Raw genomic sequence first — 19,712 nt, 5'->3', positions numbered from 1 at the left:
GTGTGTCACCCCGACCAGGCCACTCCACAAGCACTTGCACCGGCCCGGAGTCCGCGTTCCAAACCGTCAGCGAGCTCTGACTGCTCTACGACCTCTACGACGAGCTGCCCTACCCCCTGCAGCGCCAGATCGCGTGCAACCTCGACACCTAGCTCTACCGCTTCGACCGGCGTACGCGCGGGCCGCCAGAGCACTCCGAAGTCAGCCACCGGCTTGTCAGGCCCCAGCTGTACGACGAGCGCGTCCGCCTGCCCCAGGTACTCCGCTGGAGCGCCACCCACGATCACTCGCACCCGCTGCCGGCCGACAGCCTGTACTGCGTTCTCACTGGCGTTTGCCGCGTCCTCCTCGATGGAGGTGGAGCCCCGCTGGCCCCACTGCTCGTGGTGGATGGCCCAGGCGAGTGGACGACGTGCAGCCCAGCCAGTGCGCACCAACTCGGGTGCAGCCGCGAACTCCTCCACATGCCCGACACAGAGGTAGCCGACCAGCTCCACGTGGGCTGGAAGGTCCAGCACGGCCGCAACCTCACCGGGCTCGAAGAAGGAGACCCAGCCGACGCCGATGCCTTCGGCGCGTGCCGCGAGCCAGAGGTTCTGGATCGCGATGGCTGCCGAGAACCAGGTCGTCCGCGGATCCGCATGCCTTCCCAGAACGTGCCGGCCGCCGCGGCCGGGGTCGCAGGTGACCGCGATGTTCAGTGGGGTGTCGAGGATGGCCTCGATCTTCAGCACGTCGAACGCCTGTCGCCGATCGGGCGGAAGCGACGCTGCGAAGGCATCACGCTGGGCGGTGGCGAGGTCGTGCACCTTCCGGCGCGTGGCGATGTCGCGGATCAGCAGGAAGTCCCACGGTTGGCTGAGACCCACACTCGGCGCCCGATGTGCGGACTCCAGCACCCGGGTGAGTACGTCGTCCGCGATCGGCTGGTTCACGAACCCCCGCCGTACGTCCCGGCGCTCGGCCAGCACCCGGTGCACCACGTCCCGCTCACTCGGTGGATAGCCAGGTGCGGCTGGGAGTCGTCCGACCGCTGTGGTCGCGTTGATCGAGCGGCGCTTGGTGACGACCAGTTCGGCGCCGGTCAGGAGTACGGCTGCCTCGGCAACGCTTGGCGTGCCCTTGAGGTGCTCGACGCGGTCACTCGGCGTCGGCACCGGCTGACGTGACAGGTGAGCAGTCGGCGCGGTGTGGAGGTCCGCGTTGAGGTAGGCCGCCAACCGCTGCAGCCCCGGCTCCCTCTCGCGGCCGTCGACGGTGACTACCGTGCGCACGACTCCCCCGCCCGCTGCAGCCAGTGCGGCGTCGACCAGGTCGCGGAGTTCGCGGTACGACGTACCGGACCGCAGGCCGACGCCGACGACCAGGCTCACTTCTCCAGCCCCGCGTGAACACGGGCAGCCGCTACCAGACGCGCTGGTACATCGGGGGTCGCCGTCCAATGCAGATGCAGGTACGACGCGTGCACCCGAGGCTGGGCGATTCCTTCGACGCCGCCCGGCAGGTACCAGGCCGGATCCACCTCGGTGTCGAGGTCGATCGCGGTCCGGTGGAACTCGTGGCCGCGGACGCGACGGCCTTCGTCGAAGAACGCGGTCGTGGTCGCGGCGATCGCCGCCCGGTAGCCGAGGGTCAGGCTGCCGGTCATCCGGCCGGTCGCGGGGAGGACGCCGGTCATCGGGTGGCCGTCGAGCTCGCGGCAGAGGTACAGCAGGCCGGCGCATTCCGCGATGACCGGGAGGCCGGCCGCGACCTCGGTCACCACCTGTCGGCGAAGCTCGACGTTGGCGGACAGAGCCTCGGCGTGCAGCTCGGGGAAGCCGCCGCCCAAGTACAGGGCTGCTGTTGCTTCAGGCAATGGATCGGACAGTGGGTCGAAGGTGACGACATCGGCGCCGGCAGCAACGAGGAGCTCGGTCGTCTCGGTGTAGCGGAACGAGAACACCGGGCCGCCGGCAACAGCCACGACCGGTCGCCCTTCCGCTGCAGGCTCTACTTCCGTCGCCGGATCCCACACCTCGGTGTGGAGCTCCACCGCGGCGCGGGCAGCCGCGACGAAGGCCTCGAGATCAACGCCCTTCCGGACCAGATCGGCCGCCGCCTCTACGGCCGCGACAGCCTGTTCACGCTGTTCGTCGGCGGGCACGAGACCGAGGTGACGGCTGGGCACGGTCAGACGGGTATCCCGCCGGAGTACGCCGAGAACCGGTACGCCGGTCGGCGCGACACCGGCCCGGACCTCGGCCTCGTGCCGGTCCGAACCGACCTTGTTCAGGATCACCCCGACGATCCGCACCTCGGTGTCGAAGGCAACGAAACCGTTGACGACCGCACCGACACTGCGACCGGCCGCGGAGGCGTCGACGACCAGAACGACGGGTGCCTTGAGCAACTTCGAGACGTGCGCCGTGGATGCGTACCCCTCGGTCCCGAGTGCACCGTCGTACAGACCCATCACACCTTCGACGACGGCCAGGTCCGCACCCTCGGCACCGTGCGCGAACAGTGGCGCGACCCGCTCCTCGCCTTGCAGCATGGGGTCGAGGTTTCGCCCCGGCCGCCCGGTCGCAACCGCGTGGAAGCCGGGATCGATGTAGTCGGGGCCTACCTTGAAGCCCGCGACCGTGTGCCCGGCCTGCCGGAGCGCCGCCATCAGGCCGACGGCGACCGTTGTCTTCCCGGCGCCCGAGGCGGGCGCTGCGACCACCAGCCGTGGGATCACCACTCGATGCCTCTCTGGCCCTTCTGGCCGGCGTCCATCGGGTGCTTGACCTTGGTCATCTCGGTGACCAGGTCGGCGGCGTCGATCAGCCGCTGATCGGCGTTGCGGCCGGTGATGACGACGTACTGATGCCCCGGCCGGTTGACCAGCGTGTCGACCACCTCGTCGACATCGACCCAGCCCCACTTCATCGGGTAGGTGAACTCGTCGAGCACGTAGAGATCGTGCGTCTCGGCCTTGATCCGGCGCTGGATCTCGCGCCAGCCCTCGAGCGCGTCGGCGGCGTGGTCCTCCTCGGTGCCGGCCTTCCGCGACCAGCTCCAACCCTCGCCCATCTTGTGCCACTCGACCGGGCCGCCCTGACCCGTTGCCTCATGCAACTGCCCCAGGGCCTTGAAGGCGCCCTCCTCGCCGACCTTCCACTTCGCACTCTTGACGAACTGGAACACGCCGATGTTCCAGCCCTGGTTCCAGCCGCGCAGCGCCATCCCGAAGGCGGCCGTCGACTTTCCCTTCATCTCGCCGGTGTGCACCATCAGCAACGGCCGGTTCCGCCGTTGCCGGGTGGTCAGGCCGTCCTGCGGCACCACGCTCGGCTGCCCCTTCGGCATCAGGCGACCCTCCGCTCGGTGACCGTGCGGACGAGATTGCCTGCGGCAACGTCGCCGAGATCGAGGTACTCGGCGCCCAGATCCGCGGCGAGCTCCGCCGCCAGTCCGAGCCGGACGCCCCGATGCGGTTCGCAGTCGACGACGACCGTGGCGATCCCTTGCTGGGCAAGCCATCCGGCTGCCTGGCGGGCGCGCGGGAAGGCCTTCTCGCCGTGCGTCGCGCGGCCGTCGGTGACGAGCACGAGCAGGGGTCGGCGACGCGGGTCCCGGATGGCGGCGATGCGTAGTACTTCGGCCGTTTGGAGCAGACCTTCGGCGAGTGGGGTGCGGCCGCCGGTGGGGAGCGACTCGAGACGTCGTACGGCGGTTTCGACGCTGCCGGTGGGCGGGAGTGCGACCGTTGCGGCGGCGCCGGCGAAGGTGACGAGGCCGACGGTGTCGCGGCGCTGGTACGCGTCGAGAAGGAGCGAGACGATCGCTGTCTTCACCTCACCCATGCGCTTCTTGGTGCCCATCGAGCCGGACGCGTCGACGCAGAAGAGAACGAGGTTGCCCTCGCGGCCTTCGCGTACGGCGAGTCTTACATCCGCTGGCCGAACCGCAAGACCCGGCCCAGTCCTCCCCCTCGCATGCTGATGAGGTGCAGCCGAGCGAATGGTTGCCAAAAGGTGCGGCCGACCAGACTCCCGGCCGATCCGCTGACGATCCCCGACCACGCGTCCTACGTCGGTGATCGCCCGAGACCGTCGCCCAGCAACTCCAGCGCCGGCGGACTGAACGCTCAACAGCCGAGCTTTGTAAGGCTCGGAGCTCCCGACGACCTCACCAGCCGGCGCAAGGCCTGGTCTGGGACCGTCGGCCTCGGCCTCGGCCTCGGCCTCGGTCGGGTCGGTGGCGTCGGGCTCAGCCGGGTCAGAGTCAGCCCGGTCTGCCGCGTCGGACGAGTTACCGCTGTCCGGATCGGACGGATCGGCGCCACCACCGCCCCCGGGACCGTCCGGGTCGTCGTCTGGGTCCGAGGGTGGGGTGCTGTTGTTGATCGCCTCTTCGAGTTGGTCGTCGTCCAAGCCCGGGGCATCGAAGGGGTTGCGGCGCTTGCGGTGCGGCAGTGCGAGTTTGGCGGCCGCGCGGACGTCGTCCACCTCGACGACCGTCCGGCCGGACCAGGCCGCGTGGGCGACCGCCGTACGTGCGGTGACGAGGTCGGCGCGCATCCCGTCGACGTCGAAGGACGCGCAGATCTCGGCGATCTGGCGCAGGGCGGAGTCGGTCAGGATCACCTCGGACAGCAGGTCTCGGGCCTTGACGATGCGCTCAGCGAGTTCGCGCTGCGCGCCGTCGTACTTCGCGGTGAACCCGGCCGGGTCGGCCTCGTAGGCGAGGCGGGCGCGCATGACCTCGACGCGGACGGCCGGGTCGCGGCTGGCGACGACATCGACGGTCAGACCGAAACGGTCGAGGAGCTGCGGGCGCAGCTCGCCCTCCTCCGGGTTCATCGTGCCGACCAGGACGAAGCGGGCCGGGTGGGTGACGGACACGCCGTCGCGCTCCACGGTCGCGCGGCCCATCGCGGCGGCGTCGAGCAGTACGTCGACCAGGTGGTCGTGCAGCAGGTTGACCTCATCGACGTAGAGGAGCCCGCGATGCGAGGCCGCGAGCAGACCGGGTTCGTACGCCGTGATGCCCTCGGCCAACGCGCGTTCGAGGTGGAGCGAGCCGAGTACGCGGTCCTCGGTGGCGCCGACGGGAAGCTCGACCAAGCGGGCCGGGCGGGTGAGCGCCTCGGCCGCGGTCTGATGCGGGCCGTCCGGGCATGTGGGGTCCGGGTGATCGGGGTCGCAGGAGAAGCGGCACCCCGGCACGACCTCCACCGGCGGGAGGATCTCGGTCAGCGCCCGGACGGCGGTGGACTTGGCGGTGCCCTTCTCGCCGCGGATCAGCACGCCGCCGATCGCGGGTGAGATGGCGGCCAGGATCAGTGCCAGCTGCAGATCCTGCATCCCGACAACCGCTGTGAACGGAAAGCCGGCGGCGGAACGCTCCCGCGGAGTGAGGTTGCCTGAGGTGGTCGGCGCAGGCCGCATCGCGGGTCCCTTCGTCGAGCGGGTGTCCGCGCCCGCTACGGCTGGTACGCCGTACCGCGGTGATCGCAGGCCGGCGGACGGACGCGGATGTCCTGGCTCCCGGGTCTCCCCGGTCACAGTGGCGGGACCGCCCCGGACTCCCGGCCGCAGCCGGTCACCGGTGTTCCTCCACAACCGTCCGCCCGATCATGGCACACCCCACCCACCCCTTCAGCGACGAGGTTCACACCACGGCGAGGCTGAGGTGAGCCGCAGCCGCTCAGGGTCGGCGGTGTGCGTGCCTAAGTTGTCGGTGCTGGAGTGGGGCGGCAGAGTCGGGATGTGCAGATCCTGTCGTTTCCCGAGGCAGCCACTCCGGGTGGGCTGCGTGTTCAGGTGTTGGAGTTGCAGCGGGAGGCGTGGCCGTCCGTCGGGGGTGTAGGGCTCACGCATGATCCGTTGCTGCGGCCACTGTCGGTGGTTGGGGTTGATGGTGGTGTTGTGGTGGCTGCGTTGGATGTGCTGTTCAAGGACATCGTTCATGGTGGCCGGCGGTTTGCCGCGGGTGGGTTGAGCACGGTGGTGACGCGCAGCGAGAGGCGGGGGCGGGGGTATGGACGGAGCCTGGTGCGGGCGGCCCGGGAGTTGATGATCGATCATCAGCTCGACTTCGGGCTGTTCACCTGTGACCGTCCGCTCCAAGGGTTCTATGAGAGTGCGGGCTGGCAGGTTCTGCCTGGGGCGGTGCTCGTCGGGGGAAGCCGGGATGATCCTTTCCCCAGCGATCAACCCGGCTTCGACAAGGTCACTATGGGGGACTTCTTCACCGAGGCGGGTCGGCAGGCGGAGGCGTCGTTCCAGCACGCTCGCATCGAGCTCTACCCGGGCGACGTCGACAAACTGTGGTGATCCGCCGTTAGCTTTGGAAGATGGCGCGGATGGTGAAGGTGTGTTTGAACGGGGATCGGGGGCGGGGTGATCATCCCGGGGTGCCGATTACGCCGGCGGAGTTGGCTCGGGAGGCGGAGGCGGCGGTTCAGGCGGGGGCCCAGGCGATTCATCTGCATCCGCGCGGAGCCGATGAGAAGGAGAGTTTGGGCTGGTCCGATGTCCGGGTCGCGGTCGAGGCTGTGCGGGCTCGGTGCCCCGGCGTACCGATCGGGGTGTCGACCCGGCAGGAGATCGTTCCGGACCTCTGGGAGCGCTTGGCGCTGCTGGCCGAGTGGGATCGTGGGCCCGACTTCGCGAGTGTGAACTTTCACGAGGTGGGCGCCGAGCAGATCGCCGACCTGCTGATCGAGCGAGGGATCGAGATCGAGGCCGGGTTGTTCACGCCGGCCGCGGCGGAGGACTACGTCGCCTGGGGCGGTCCGTTCACCCGGGTGCTGGTCGAGGCGATCCCCGGCATCTCACCAGGTCAGGACGGAGTCGAGGCGGCTCAGGCCACTCTCGCCGTACTCCCGACCACCGACGTACTCGTGCACGGCGAGAACGAGTGGGCCTGGCCGGTACTGCGTTGGGCGATGACCCAGGGGTACGACGTACGCGTCGGCCTCGAGGACATGCTCAGCGGCCCCGACGGCGAGCAGGTCCGTGGCAACGCGGACCTACTCGGCTACTTGTCAGACGAACAGCTTCACCGGTAGCTGGAGAGGCGTTTGGTGAGGGCGGTTGCGGCCGCGTCGTCCTTGACCTCGCGGATGCCGATGATCGGGGTGACGGTGACGAAACCGGCGGCCAGGAGGGCTTCGTCGGAGCCTGCGACCGGGTTGGCCGCGGGTGGCTCGAGCTCGATCATCGGCTCGCCGGTCGGGGCGGTCGCGCCGGTGATCCGGGACCGCTTGATCGGGGCCAGCGAGGCATGCCGTGCGCCGGCCAACTGGTCGAGCGGACGGTCCGGCACGTTGATGGTCAGCACAGTCCCGGCCGGCTCCGGCACGATCCAGGTCAGTGCTTCGGCGGCGACCGCACCCGCGGTCGCCCAGTGAGCGGGGTCCTCCGAGTCGATGCTGATGGCAACCGCCGACAGCCCCTGGCCGGCTGCGGTCAGGGCGGCGGCCACGGTGCCGGAGTGGAAGATCGGTACGCCGATGTTGTGGCCCCGGTTGATCCCGGACACGACCAGGTCCGGCGCCGCTCCGAACGCCCCGACAGACGCCAGGGTCACCGCGAGCGCCGGCGTACCGTCGATGCCGTGGTAGGTGATACCACCCTCGTCCTCCGACAGAGTCCGGATCGGCCGCCCGACCATCCCGGCCCGGGCCGAGCCGACGCCGCTCTGGTCGTCCAGCGGGGCCACCACCAGGACGTCGTACCCGAGCTCGACGATCGCGGGGGCGAGCGCCCGGATCCCCGGAGCCTGGTAACCGTCGTCGTTGGTGATCAGGACTCTCAGCTTCTCGGGCGCCATACCTCTACCCAATCAGCCGCGATCTTCGATGTCACCTTCCGTCTCAAGGACTGCGGTGCGGAGTGTCTCGAGTGCCTCGGCCGAAGGCTCCGCCCACAGACCGCGCTGGGCCGCCTCGAGCAGGCGTTCGGCGATCCCGTGCCGTGCCCACGGGTTGGACTTGCGGAAGAACTCGGCCATCTCCTCATCGGCGACGTACGACGTGGTCAGCGTCTCGTACATCCAGTCGTCGACCACGCCCGCGGTCGCGTCGTACCCGAAGAGATAGTCCACCGTCGCGGCCATCTCGAACGCGCCCTTGTACCCGTGCCGCCGCATCGCCGCCATCCACCGCGGGTTCACCACCCGGGCCCGGAAGACCCGCTTGGTCTCCTCCTCCAGCGTCCGCGTCCTGACCTGCGCGGGTACGGCGGAGTCCCCGACGTACGCCTTCGGGTTCGCACCGGTCAGGTGCCGGACCATCGCGATCATGCCGCCGTGGTACTGGAAGTAGTCGTCGGAGTCCATGATGTCGTGCTCACGGGTGTCCGCGTTCTTCGCCGCCACCTGGATCCGGGCGTACGCGCGCTCCATCGACCCGCGCGCCTCGGCACCGTCGAGACCCTTGCCGTACGCGTACCCGCCCCAGACGGCGTACACCTCGGCCAGCTCGGCGTCGGTCCGCCAGTTCCGCGCGTCCACCAGCGGCAGCAGGCCGGCGCCGTACGAGCCGGGCTTGGAGCCGAAGACACGCGCGGTGGACGCTCTCAGATCATTGCCCGCAGCAACGTCAGCGTCGACGTGTGCGCGCAGGTAGTTGTCCTCGGCGGACTCGTCCAGCGCGGCCACCGTGCGCACGGCCTCGTCCAGCAGGGCGACGACATGCGGGAAGGCGTCCCGGAAGAAGCCCGAGATCCGGATCGTCACGTCGACCCGCGGCCGGCCGAGCTCGTCGACCGGGACCACCTCGAACCCGGTGACCCGGCGTGACGCGTCGTCCCAGACCGGGCGGCAGCCGAGCAGCCACAGCACCTCGGCGAGGTCGTCGCCCTGGGTACGCATCGCCGACGTACCCCAGACCGTCAGGCCGACGGACCGCGGCCACTCCCCTGTCTCGGCCTTGTGCCGCGCCAGCAGCGAGTCGGCCAGCGCGACGCCGACGTCCCAGGCGTTGCGGCTCGGGATCGCCTTCGGGTCGACGGCGTAGAAGTTGCGGCCGGTCGGCAGCACGTTGACCAGGCCGCGGGTCGGCGACCCCGACGGACCGGCCTCGACGAAGCGGCCGTCCAAGGCCCGCAGTACGTTGGCCAGTTCGTCCCCGGTACGAGCCAGCCGCGGCACAACCTCGGTTGCGGCGAAGGTCAGCGAGGCCTCGACCCCGGCCGACGAGCGGCCGAGCACCTCGGCCAGGACCACCGGGACCTTCGCGGCGTCCCAGCTCAGCGTCTCCATCCCGACGACGAGCTTCCGCGCGACTGCCTCCAACAGGTCGACCCCGTCCGCGCCCGTCACCGCGGGGAGGTCGGCCAGCGTCGCCAGGTCGGCGAGCTCCGGAACAGCGCGGCCCGGCTCAGCGAGCAACGAAGATTCGTCCACGCCGAAGCTCTCGCCGAGCGCCGTACGCAGTCCGGGGATCGAGTAAGAGCCACCCCACAGCTGCCGGGCACGGAGGATGGCGAGTACCAGGTTGATCCGCGCCTCGCCGGCCGGCGCACCGCCGAGCACATGCAGGCCGTCGCGGATCTGCACGTCCTTGATCTCGCACAGGTACCCGTCGAGGTGCAGGACGAACTCGTCGAACTCCTCGTCGTCAGGCTTCTCCGAGGTGTGGAGATCGTGATGCAGCTGCGCCGCCTGGATCAGCGTCCAGATCTGGGCCCGCAGGGTCGGCACCTTGTCCGGGTCCAGCGCCTGCACGGTCGCGTACTCGTCGAGCAGATACTCCAGCTTCGCCATGTCGCCGTACGTCTCGGCCCGCGCCATCGGCGGCACCAGGTGGTCGACGACGGTCGCGTGTGCCCGCCGCTTCGCCTGCGTCCCCTCACCGGGGTCGTTGACGATGAACGGGTAGACCATCGGCAGGTTCCCGAGTACGGCGTCCGGCGCACAGTCGGCCGCCATCCCGATGCCCTTGCCCGGCAGCCATTCCAGCGTCCCGTGCTTGCCCAGATGGACGACGGCGTGCGCACCGAAGCCACCCTCGTCGGCCGATGCCTCGAGCCAGCGGTAGGCCGCCAGGTAGTGATGCGACGGCGCCATGTCCGGGTCGTGGTAGATCGCCACCGGGTTCTCGCCGAAACCACGCGGCGGCTGGATCATCAGGACGACGTTCCCGAACCGCAACGCCGCCAGCGCGATCGCGGGCTCGTCACCGGACGTGTCGACGTACAGCGAACCCGGCGCCGCACCCCACGCCCCGGTCATTGCCTCCCGCAACGATTCGGGGACCCCGCCGAACCACTGGGCATAAACAGACAGCGGGATCTTCGCGACCGCGGTGGCCAGCTGCTCGTCGGTCAGCCAGTCCACATCGTGACCACCGGCGGCGATCAGGCGGTGGATCAGCCCGTCCGCACCGTCGGGCCCCTGGAGCTCGTCCAGGTCGAGATCGCCGAGGTCGTAGCCGGCGTCCTGGAGCTGGCCGAGCAGGACGACGGCCGACGCCGGTGTGTCCAGACCGACCGCGTTCCCGATCCGCGCGTGCTTGGTCGGGTACGACGACAGCGCCAGGGCGAGCCGCTTCTCGGACGCGGGGACGTGCCGGAGCCGGGCGTGCGCGACCGCGATCCCGGCGAGCCGATCGCAGCGCTCCGGGTCCGGCGCATAGCGGGCCAGGCCGTCCTCGTCGTACGCCTTGAAGGAGAACGGGATCGTGATCAGTCGCCCGTCGAACTCGGGGATCGCGACCTGGGTCGCCGCGTCCAGCGGGCTGACCGCCGCGTCGCTGGCCAGCCACTGCTCGCGCGTCGAGGTCAGCGCGAGGCCCTGGATCAACGGAATGTCGAGTGAGGCGAGCGCACCCGCGTCCCATGCGTCGTCCGAACCACCCGCGCTCGCGTCGGCCGCGACGGAGCCGCCGGCGGCGAGCAAGGTGGTGACCAGTACGTCGCACTTCCGCAGCAACTCGAAGAGCCCGGCGTTCTCGGCCGACATCGGATCCAGCCCGCGCAGCGTCCCGCAGTACACAGCCAGCGGCTGCGCACCCGCGGCCTCCACGGCCGCCGCGAGCGTGTCGACGAAGGCGGTGTTCCCGGAGATCTCGTGCGCGCGGTAATAGACGATGCCGACCACCGGCCGCTCGTCCTCGACGAACGTCCCCCGCACCCCGTACGCCGGTAGCGCGCGAGGCGGATCGAATTCGTCACCGGTCAGCAGAAGTGTGTCGCGGAGAAAGCCGGCCAGGTTGCGCAGATTCTCCGAGCCACCCTCGCGGAGGTAGGCGAGAGCCTCGGTCACGGCGCCGGCGGGCACGGTCGAGAGCGACATGAGTTCGGCGTCGGGTGCGGCCTCGCCGCTGACCACCACGGCCGGCCTGCCGGATGCGATGACCGCGTCGAGCCCTTCCTCCCAGGCCCGGCGGCCGCCGAGCAGACGGACCACCACGATCTCGGCGGCCTCGAGCAGCGGAGTGAGCTCGTCGAGGGTGAGCCGGGCGGGGTTCGCGACCTTCCAGCCGGCCTCCGCCTCGGCGGCGGCGAGCAGGTCGGTGTCGGCAGTGGAGAGCAGCAGGAGGTTCGCAGGCATGCGAGACCGGTCCTTCCTCGGGGTGTCCACGCCCCGTCCGGAGGTCGACGGCGGCAGTTCCTGACTCCCACACGAGGTGGTCACAGTGGCGGGACCGTCCCGGACTCACACCGGGTTCCTGTTGATGCCGTCGGATGACGTGCTGACTCTAGCCGACCCGTCCGGGCGAGCCAGTTCTGACCAACGCTTGAATGCCGACCGAACCGGACGAGTCCTTGACCCGCTCACCCCACAGTGCTAGGCCGGAATGACAGGGCTTGTTCGGCTGACGCCCTCCGGCATCGCGCACAACGCTGCTTCAGCACAAGTCGTTCGACTTCCACTGAAGGAGATTCTCGTGCGCTTCCACTTCCCGGCACTCGCGACCGCGGTCGCCGTCGCCGGACTCGCCACGTCCGCCGTCGCCGTTCCGCCCAGTGTGGCGACCAGCGTCAGACACTCCGATCCCGCCGTGATCACCACCTGGAACTCGATCGCCGTGCGGACCATCTTCACCGAGAACGCCACGCCGATCCCATCCTCCGGCCTGTACTTCGGCTTCGTTTCCATCGCCGTGTACGACGCGGTGGTCGCGATCGAGGGCCGGTACCAGCCGTACCTCAAGCAACCGAAGGTCCGGTCGAAGGCGTCGACAGAGGCCGCTGCGGCCACCGCGGCGTACCGCGTGCTCAGGTACTACTTCCCTGCCTCGGCCCAGAACCTCGCGACTGACTACGCCGCATCGCTCGACGACATCCCCGACGGCAGGGCGAAGGCTCGTGGACAGCAGGTCGGCAACGCCGCCGCAGCGTCGCTGATCGCAGCGCGAGTCAATGACGGACGCAACGCGGCCATCACCCTCGATGTCACACCGGCACCTGGCGTGTGGCGTCCGACTCCGGAGGCGTTCGCGCCGATGGTCGTGCCTTGGCTGGGGTTCGTCCGCCCGCTCGCACTCAAGTCGCCCACACAGGTGCGGTTGCCCGGTCCTGACCCGATCACCTCGAAGGCGTACGCCCGCGACTTCGCCGAGGTGAAGGCGAATGGTGCGCTCGTCGGCTCGACCCGCACACCCGCGCAGACCGAGACCGCGTTGTTCTGGAACGCGAACGCGGTCACGCAGTACCAGACCGCGCTGCGCGACGAAGTCACCCAGCGCGGGTACGACATCGTGAAGAGTGCACGAGCCTTCGCGCTCCTCAGCACCAGCCTCGGCGATGCGCTGGTCGCGTGCTGGCGGTTCAAGTACGACGAAGCCTACTGGCGACCGATCACGGCGATCCGGCTGGCCGACACCGACGGCAACCGCGCGACCAAGCCCGATCCGACCTGGTCATCGCTCGTCCCGACACCGGCATACCCGGACTACGTCAGCGGACATGCCTGCGGCACCGGCGCCTCCGCTGAGATCTTCGGCCGCCTGTTCGGACCACGGTCGGTCAATCTCGACATCTCCTCGACAGTGACGGGTACGACGCGCCACTTCCGCACCACCGCCGCACTGGACACCGAGACCAAGAACGCCCGGATCTGGCTGGGTCTGCACTTCCGGCAGGCGATGGACGACGGGAACCGGCTCGGTCACCGGGTCGCCACCTGGACCGCGACCCACGAGTTCCTGCCGAAACGCTGACGTCAGCTGTGCATCGCGTAGTGCGCCGCCAGGAGGTCGGTGCCCCAGTCGTTGCGGAGGTCTCGCCAGACGGAGTGGATGTGGTTGGCGTTGTCCTGGGTGTTGTCGTACTCGGCCAGGAAGGTGGGGCCGGCGATCGAATAGTAATGACGGTGGCCGACGCCGGGTTCGGTGGCGCCGGCCCAGGCGAAGGTGAGCCGTTCGATGCCGTGATCGGTGATGTCCTGCCACGTCTGCAACCCGATCGGACCGGCGGCGCGTCCGACGTACTGGCCGATCAGGAGGCTCAGCAGCTGGCGTTGCTCCGCGTCCATGTCGCCGTACGCGAGGCCTTGGTGGAGTAGGGACGCGTCGGCGACCGGGTCGTGCCGGGTGAGGATGTCGTCGGGTGCCTCGTCGGAGACGACGGCGATCGCGCGCTGGCCGGGCTCGAGGGCGTGCAGGAGCCGGAAGCCGAGGTCCTGCTCGTCGGCGAGAAAGCGCCGGCCGGTCTGCGGTCCGGACCTCACCTCGGCCGGGTTCGCCCCGAGGAACTGCGGTGTGAACGCGATCGCGCCGTCGACCAGTGTCACGTGCAGCGCCAGGTGGTGCCCGTTCAGGCGCCAGGCCCACGGCTCCGTCCCGGCCGGATCACCGAGCACGCGGAGGAAGTACCGCCCGCCGAGCACGGACCCTTCCCACTCCCCCGTCGGCGGCAGCTCGGGGATTCCGCGCAGGATGACCTCCGACTCCAGCACGGCCTTCGAGTCGGCCGCGCCGCGTTCGCTGCAACCGATCTCGACCAGCCGCTCGGCGAGCTGCTGCTGGGCCGGCGTCAGCTCCGCCAGCGGCAACCCCGGCCGGTCCCCCGGCAGGTAGGTCCACTCCTGGTGATCGGGCGTGTCGAACGCCGCCTTGATCTTGTCCAGTTGGGCGGGCGTGAGACTCGCCAAGAGGTCGAGTACCGCGTCCCGGGTCTGCTCTACAACCATGCCGATCGCTCCCGTTCCGTCGGTTCGTAAGGTGTCCACTGCTCGAACGGCCGATCCAGCTTGTACCGGAAATCCGGCTGCCGCAGCAGGACGCGTGTTTCGGCGTTCTCCGGGTTCTGCAGCGACTCGAAGAACCGGACCGACCAGTGGAACCAGCGCATGCAGAACAGGCGCATGGTCAGCCCGTGCGACACCAGCAGCACGTTGCGCGGCGCGTCGGGTGTCTCGAAGTCGCGGTGCAGCGTCTCCAGGAACGTGGAGACCCGGTCGTACACATCGGAGCCGGACTCGCCGTGGGTGAACCGGTAGAAGAAGTGCCCGAACGAGTCACGCAGCTGCTGCTGCCGCTCGATGTCCGCGGTGTCCTGGAAGTTGGCCCAGTCCTGTTCCCGCAGCCGCGGCTCCTCGCGGGCGAGACCGATCAGGTCGTCCAGCCCGAGTGAGTCGAGGGTCTGACAGGCTCTGAGGTACGGCGAGACATAGACGCGGACCGGTTCGTTGTCGAACAGCTCCCGCAGCCGCTTACCCGCCTCGGCCGCCTGCTCGTGACCGTGCTGGGTGAGCGGGATGGCGTGGTCGGGGACGCGTTCGAAGATGGTCTTGTCCAGGTTCGCCTCGGACTCGGCGTGCCGGATCAGCGCGATCCGCAGCGGTCGCCCGCTCAGACCCATCGTCACCCCTTCCATCGCCCACCCGATCGCGCCGCCAGTGCCAGGATCGCCGCGACGCCGGCCGCGGCGACGCCGACGCGCCGCGCGAGCGCAGCGGTACGGCGGACGTCCGCGACCGTCGGCGTGGGTCCATCGCCCAGCGTGCCACGGTCCTCCTGATAGTCGCCGTAGCTGTTCCGCCCACCGAGCTGCAGGTCGAGCGCACCGGCGAACGCGGCCTCGACCGGACCGGCGTTAGGACTGGGGTGCTTGGACGCGTCCCGTCGCCACACCCTGACCGCCTGTTGTGGCCGCCCCGCCGAGAGTCCGGTCAGCAGCGCGCAGGCCCGAGCAGGCAGCAGATTGAGTACGTCGTCCAGCCGGGCAGCGGCCCATCCGAAGTTGAGGTACTTCGCCGACTTGTAGCCGACCATCGCGTCCAGAGTGTTGGCAGCGCGGTAGCCGAGCAGCCCGGGTACACCGAGCACGCCGCCCCAGAGCAGCGGCGCCACACAGGCATCCGAGGTGTTCTCGGCCAGCGACTCCACGGTCGCCCGGGCCAGTTCGTCAGCTTCGAGGTTGGTCGCGTCCCGCGCGCACAGGTGGCTGAGGCGATCGCGGGCCGCCGGGATGTCCTTCTCCTCGAGCAGGCCGGCCATCACCTCGGCCTCGCGGTCCAGGCTGCGGGCACCGAGCACGGTCCAGGTCGCGGCGGCGGTGACCAGGGTGTGCAGGATCGGGCGGTTCCTGGTCAGCCGTTCCGCGATGGCTCCGGCGGCGGTCGCCGTACCGACGAGGACGCCGGCGTACGCCGTACCGGCCACGCGCGAGTCGTCGTACCAGCGGGACTCCAGGCGGGACGCGACCTGGCCGAAGCCTGCCACCGGGTGGTACCGGCGCGGATCGCCGAGGACACGGTCGGCGGCGAACCCGAGGATCAGACCGAACGCTCTGGACACCCTCGGCAGTCTGCCAGGCGGCGATATGGAAGGGTGAGCGGCATGGGAATCGCGGGGTTGCTCCGGGAGGTCGACGGGAGCGGCGAGTTCGGGGTGTGGCTGGGCCGGCTGGACGGCGTACCGGTGTTCGAGCATCAGGCGGAGCGGACGCATTACTCCGCCAGCACGATGAAGCTGCCGGTGGCGATGGCGATGATGCGCAAGGTCGAGGCGGGTGAGCTGGTGCTCGACCAGCCGGTGACCGTGCACAACGACTTCGAGTCCGCGGCCGGTGGGCGGTTCGGCGTGAGTGCGGACCACGACGATTCACCGACGACCTGGACGAAGCTGGGCACGCAGGTACCGCTGGGCTGGCTGGCGACCGAGATGATCACCGTGTCCAGCAACCTGGCGACCAACCTGGTGCTGGAGCAGGTCGGTGTCGACGCGGCCCACGCCGAGCTCGGGCCCGGACCGAGCGCGGTCCGGCGCGGGATCGACGACGTCGGGGCGAAACGGGCCGGGATCAGCAACGAGATGAGCCCGGCCGGGCTGGCCGGCGTACTGGTTGCGGTGGGCAATCAGAACGGATCCTCGGGTGAGTATCTGCGCGACCTGCTGGCCGGCAACCAGTGGAACGGCGAGATCCCCGCGCTGCTGCCGGCCGGTACCCGGGTCGAGCACAAGAACGGCTGGGACACCCGGATCCGGCACGACGGCGGCATCGTCCGCCCGCCCGACGCGGACCCGTTCGTGCTGGTCGTGTGTACGACGTCCGACCTGGCCGACGCGGACGCGCAGAAGCTGATCGCTTCGATCGCCCTGGAAGCCTGGAACCACCGGCACGACCTGGGGGCGGTTCGATGAAGATCTCCACCCACTTGGTGTCGGCACCGCTGCACACGCCGTTCGTGACAGCCCTGCGGACGGCGACGCACGCCGATTCGCTGCTGGTCGAGATCAGCGACGACTCGGTCAGCGGGTGGGGCGAGGCACCACAGGTCTGGAAGGTCACCGGGGAATCGCTCGCGGGTGCACAGGCCTGTGTCGAAGGACCGATCGCGGCCGCGCTGGACGGACTCGGACCGGACGACCTGACCGAGGCGCTGCGCCGGGTGCAGAACGCTGCCGTCGGCAACTTCGGCGCGAAGGGCGCGGTCGACGTCGCGCTGCACGATCTCGCCGCCCGGCGACGCGGGCAGACGCTGCACGGATTCCTCGGCTCGACGGTCGACACCGTGGCGACCGACGTGACGCTGGCCGCCGGTGACGCGGACGCGTTGGCCGCCGCCGCGCGTGATCGGGTCGCGGACGGGTTCGACGTACTGAAGGTGAAGGTCGGCACCGGTGACGCGGCCGCCGATGTCGCGCGGGTCCGGCGGATCCGTTCAGAGATCGGGCCGGGACCTCGTCTGCGTCTCGACGCGAATCAGGGCTGGACGCGCCGCGGTGCCGTCACCGCGATCCGTGCGCTGGAGGACTGCGACCTCGAACTGGTCGAGCAGCCCGTCGCCGCGGCCGATCTCGAAGGGATGGCGTGGGTGACCGATCGGGTCAGTACGCCGATCCTCGCCGACGAGTCCGTGTACGGCGTACGGGACCTGGTGGCGGTGATCCGCCACGGTGCCGCGGACCTGGTGAACGTGAAGCTGGCCAAGTGCGGCGGGCTCGGACCGGCCCGGACGCTGCTGGAACTGGCCCGGGAGCACGGGATCGGGTCGATCGTCGGGTCGATGATGGAAGGCCCGATCGGCGTCGGAGCGGCCGCCGCACTGGTGTCGGCGTACCCGACCTCGGCGGTCAACGATCTGGACGCGGCCTGGTGGCTTCGCGAGTCGCCGGTGATCGGTGGGATCGCCTATGACGGCGCGCGGATCCACCTGCCTTCGACTCCTGACCTCGGCGTGACAGGCTTGACCGTATGAAATTAGTCGCCGCCAAAGTCCCGGTGAGCACGGTGTGGACCTCACCGGACGCACCCCGGGACATCGACGCTCCCGCGATCGCCGCCCAGCCTGACGTGGCCGCGTGGGCCAAGTCGATGGACACCGAGACGCGCCTCGGTCTGCACGACCGGACCCTGACCCAGCTGCTGTTCGCCGAGCCCGTGCTGGTGCGGTCGGAGCGGGACGGGTGGTCGGAGATCGTCGCGCCGTGGCAGCCGTCGTCGCAGGATGAGCTCGGGTACCCGGGCTGGGTGCCGTCGAGCCACCTGGGTGAGCTGCCCGGGGCCGCGTCCGATCCGGTCGCCGTCGCCGTACCGACTGCGCAGCTGTTCGCCGAGCCGGGCGCTGGCGCGTTCGCCGAGTTGTCGTTCGCCACGGTGCTGGCGTCGATCGAGCACGCGGACGGGTACACGCGGGTGGCCACGCCGGATGGTGGGTCGGGCTGGCTGGCGGACGACGTACTGCGGACCGGGCCGGGCACGGCGGAGGACCGGCTGCGGCTGGGAGCGCAGTTCCTCGGGCTCGAGTACCTGTGGGGTGGCACCGCGGCGTACGGCCTCGACTGCTCGGGTCTCGTGCACACCGTCAGCCGGGTGCTGGGTCTGCGTACGCCGCGCGACGCACACGATCAGGCGGACACGCTGGAGAACATCGCCATCGACGAAGCACAGCCTGGTGACTTGTACTTCTTCGCCCGGCCCGGCAAGACGGTCCATCACGTCGGCTTCGTCTCCCCCGAAGGCATGCTGCACGCCTCCGAAACCGGCAAACGCCTGGAGAACGAACCAGTCTCCGACGACCGCCGCGCCACCTTGGTCGCCGCCGCCCGACTCTGACCCGCGGCCATCACACGCAAGTCGCCCCGGACCTCGCGGTCCGGGGCGACTTGGTGTTCAGGGGTCCTCAGCTTTTCTTGGCGTCCGTCTCTTCCGGAGCGCGCAGCGCCTCGAGCTCGGCCTTGGTCTTGTCGTCGAGATCGGTGTCCGACTTGCCGTTCAGGCTGTCGGTCGGACGGCCCGGGCCGTCGGCGACCGGGGTCGCCTCGTCCAGCTCGCCGCCGCCGGCCGAGTGCTGCAGGTCCTCCGACCGGTGGCCGGACACGCGCAGGCTGGCGATGGTGGTGATGCCGAGCGTGACGATGATGAAGCCCAGCGAGAACCAGATCGGGATCTCCGGGGCCCACTCGATGTGGTGACCACCGTTGATGAACGGCAGTTCGTTCTCGTGCATCGCGTGCAGGACCAGCTTTACGCCGATGAAGGCGAGCACGACGGACAGGCCGATCGACAGGTACACCAGCCGCTTCAGCAGGTCACCGAGCAGGAAGTACAGCTGGCGCAGACCCATCAGGGCGAACACGTTCGCGGTGAAGACCAGGAACGGCTCCTGGGTCAGGCCGTAGATCGCCGGGATCGAGTCGAGCGCGAACAGCAGGTCGGTGGTGCCGAGGGCGACGATCACGATCGCCATCGGGGTGACGAGCCGCTTGCCGTTCTTGATGACGGTCAGCTTGACGCCGTTGTACTCGTCGGTCGCGTTCAGGCGCTTCTTGGCAAACCGGATGACCGCGTTCTCCTTGAAGTCCTCGTCGTCGTTCTCACCCTGCATGGCCAGGTGGACCGCGGTGTAGAGCAGGAACGCGCCGAACAGGTAGAAGATCCAGGAGAACTGGTTGATCGCGGCCGCGCCGACGGCGATGAAGACGCCGCGGAAGACCAGCGCCAGGATGATGCCGACCAGCAACGCGGTCTGCTGATACTTCCTGGGCACGCCGAACCTGGACATGATGATCAGGAAGATGAACAGGTTGTCGACGCTCAGGCTGTACTCGGTGAGCCAGCCGGCGAAGAACTCCCCCGCGTAGTTGCCGCCGGAGAACACCCACACCCCGAGGCCGAAGAGGACCGCCAGACCGACGTAGAACGCGATCGCGATCGCCGACTCCCGGGTCGTCGGTTCGTGCGGGCGCCGTCCGATGATGAAGACATCGAACGCGAGCAGCGCGAGCAGCACGCCGACAGTGATGTACCAGACGTAGTCAGCAACATGCACAGGAAACCTCCGGA

General features: G+C 69.6%; 16 protein-coding genes and 2 riboswitches. Of the genes, 6 read left to right on the top strand and 10 right to left on the bottom strand.

Annotated elements, in window-relative coordinates; all coding sequences use genetic code 11:
* Nucleotides 1-5: 5 nt before the first annotated feature.
* From bluB to ACGFIF_RS05125, 4 genes are read right to left on the bottom strand one after another with little or no spacing between them, the layout of a single operon-like run.
* Entirely contained in the window at nucleotides 6-1,373 is a 1,368-nt protein-coding gene (gene bluB / locus ACGFIF_RS05140) for a 5,6-dimethylbenzimidazole synthase (RefSeq protein ID WP_393151610.1), read from the bottom strand.
* On the bottom strand, nucleotides 1,370-2,725 hold the full coding sequence (locus tag ACGFIF_RS05135; RefSeq protein WP_393151608.1) for a cobyrinate a,c-diamide synthase: 1,356 nt from the start codon (nucleotides 2,723-2,725) through the stop codon (nucleotides 1,370-1,372). The genes bluB and ACGFIF_RS05135 overlap by 4 nt, the downstream gene beginning before the upstream one ends.
* Nucleotides 2,719-3,333 (bottom strand): cob(I)yrinic acid a,c-diamide adenosyltransferase, encoded by a 615-nt coding sequence (gene cobO / locus ACGFIF_RS05130; RefSeq protein ID WP_393151606.1) that lies wholly within the window; start codon nucleotides 3,331-3,333, stop codon nucleotides 2,719-2,721. The genes ACGFIF_RS05135 and cobO overlap by 7 nt, the downstream gene beginning before the upstream one ends.
* Nucleotides 3,333-5,417 carry a putative cobaltochelatase gene (locus ACGFIF_RS05125; protein WP_393151604.1) on the bottom strand — a complete coding sequence of 695 codons (2,085 nt, stop codon included), beginning with the start codon at nucleotides 5,415-5,417 and terminating at the stop codon, nucleotides 3,333-3,335. The genes cobO and ACGFIF_RS05125 overlap by 1 nt, the downstream gene beginning before the upstream one ends.
* Nucleotides 5,418-5,505: 88 nt before the next feature.
* A riboswitch (cobalamin riboswitch) is annotated at nucleotides 5,506-5,583 on the bottom strand.
* A 155-nt stretch (nucleotides 5,584-5,738) separates the two neighbouring features.
* Between ACGFIF_RS05125 and ACGFIF_RS05120 the strand changes: the two genes are divergently transcribed.
* Both ACGFIF_RS05120 and ACGFIF_RS05115 read left to right on the top strand, forming a co-directional pair.
* On the top strand, nucleotides 5,739-6,305 hold the full coding sequence (locus tag ACGFIF_RS05120) for a GNAT family N-acetyltransferase (RefSeq protein ID WP_393151602.1): 567 nt from the start codon (nucleotides 5,739-5,741) through the stop codon (nucleotides 6,303-6,305).
* 20 nt (nucleotides 6,306-6,325) lie between these two features.
* Complete coding sequence (locus ACGFIF_RS05115; protein WP_393151600.1) at nucleotides 6,326-7,042, top strand: 3-keto-5-aminohexanoate cleavage protein; 717 nt, start codon at nucleotides 6,326-6,328, stop codon at nucleotides 7,040-7,042.
* On the opposite strand, the gene surE is transcribed toward ACGFIF_RS05115, so the two are convergent.
* Nucleotides 7,033-7,806, bottom strand: coding sequence for a 5'/3'-nucleotidase SurE (gene surE, locus ACGFIF_RS05110; RefSeq protein ID WP_393151598.1), 774 nt, complete (start codon nucleotides 7,804-7,806; stop codon nucleotides 7,033-7,035). The genes ACGFIF_RS05115 and surE overlap by 10 nt on opposite strands.
* A gap of 12 nt (nucleotides 7,807-7,818) precedes the next feature.
* The gene (gene cobN, locus ACGFIF_RS05105) at nucleotides 7,819-11,529 is read right to left on the bottom strand and encodes a cobaltochelatase subunit CobN (RefSeq protein WP_393151596.1); all 3,711 of its coding nucleotides are present in this window, start codon (nucleotides 11,527-11,529) and stop codon (nucleotides 7,819-7,821) included.
* A gap of 34 nt (nucleotides 11,530-11,563) precedes the next feature.
* Nucleotides 11,564-11,676: riboswitch (cobalamin riboswitch) on the bottom strand.
* A 190-nt stretch (nucleotides 11,677-11,866) separates the two neighbouring features.
* Here cobN and ACGFIF_RS05100 point away from each other — a divergent pair.
* Nucleotides 11,867-13,141 carry a vanadium-dependent haloperoxidase gene (locus ACGFIF_RS05100; RefSeq protein ID WP_393151594.1) on the top strand — a complete coding sequence of 425 codons (1,275 nt, stop codon included), beginning with the start codon at nucleotides 11,867-11,869 and terminating at the stop codon, nucleotides 13,139-13,141.
* A 2-nt stretch (nucleotides 13,142-13,143) separates the two neighbouring features.
* On the opposite strand, the gene ACGFIF_RS05095 is transcribed toward ACGFIF_RS05100, so the two are convergent.
* Genes ACGFIF_RS05095 through ACGFIF_RS05085 form a run of 3 tightly spaced genes read right to left on the bottom strand, consistent with a single transcriptional unit; the run spans nucleotide 13,144 to nucleotide 15,721 of the window.
* Nucleotides 13,144-14,112: a DUF3500 domain-containing protein gene (locus ACGFIF_RS05095; protein WP_393151592.1), complete on the bottom strand. Its 969-nt coding sequence runs from the start codon at nucleotides 14,110-14,112 to the stop codon at nucleotides 13,144-13,146.
* Nucleotides 14,103-14,783, bottom strand: coding sequence for a phosphoglycerate mutase family protein (locus tag ACGFIF_RS05090; RefSeq protein WP_393151590.1), 681 nt, complete (start codon nucleotides 14,781-14,783; stop codon nucleotides 14,103-14,105). The genes ACGFIF_RS05095 and ACGFIF_RS05090 overlap by 10 nt, the downstream gene beginning before the upstream one ends.
* A 2-nt stretch (nucleotides 14,784-14,785) precedes the next feature.
* The gene (locus ACGFIF_RS05085; RefSeq protein WP_393151588.1) at nucleotides 14,786-15,721 is read right to left on the bottom strand and encodes a cobalamin biosynthesis protein; all 936 of its coding nucleotides are present in this window, start codon (nucleotides 15,719-15,721) and stop codon (nucleotides 14,786-14,788) included.
* A gap of 42 nt (nucleotides 15,722-15,763) precedes the next feature.
* Between ACGFIF_RS05085 and ACGFIF_RS05080 the strand changes: the two genes are divergently transcribed.
* From ACGFIF_RS05080 to ACGFIF_RS05070, 3 genes are read left to right on the top strand one after another with little or no spacing between them, the layout of a single operon-like run.
* Nucleotides 15,764-16,567: a serine hydrolase gene (locus ACGFIF_RS05080; RefSeq protein ID WP_393151586.1), complete on the top strand. Its 804-nt coding sequence runs from the start codon at nucleotides 15,764-15,766 to the stop codon at nucleotides 16,565-16,567.
* A complete protein-coding gene (locus tag ACGFIF_RS05075) occupies nucleotides 16,564-17,625 on the top strand; it encodes a mandelate racemase/muconate lactonizing enzyme family protein (RefSeq protein WP_393151584.1) in 1,062 nt (353 codons plus the stop codon). Before ACGFIF_RS05080 ends, ACGFIF_RS05075 begins: the two co-directional genes overlap by 4 nt.
* Complete coding sequence (locus tag ACGFIF_RS05070; RefSeq protein ID WP_393151582.1) at nucleotides 17,622-18,482, top strand: C40 family peptidase; 861 nt, start codon at nucleotides 17,622-17,624, stop codon at nucleotides 18,480-18,482. The genes ACGFIF_RS05075 and ACGFIF_RS05070 overlap by 4 nt, the downstream gene beginning before the upstream one ends.
* Before the next feature lie 67 nt (nucleotides 18,483-18,549).
* Here ACGFIF_RS05070 and ACGFIF_RS05065 read toward each other — a convergent pair whose 3' ends face one another.
* Nucleotides 18,550-19,698: a TerC family protein gene (locus ACGFIF_RS05065; protein WP_393151580.1), complete on the bottom strand. Its 1,149-nt coding sequence runs from the start codon at nucleotides 19,696-19,698 to the stop codon at nucleotides 18,550-18,552.
* Between the last annotated feature and the right edge of the window lie 14 nt (nucleotides 19,699-19,712).

It is taken from the genome of Kribbella sp. NPDC049174 (assembly GCF_043197365.1).
Taxonomy (GTDB): domain Bacteria; phylum Actinomycetota; class Actinomycetes; order Propionibacteriales; family Kribbellaceae; genus Kribbella.
This window is presented reverse-complemented; position numbering and strand designations above follow the sequence as displayed.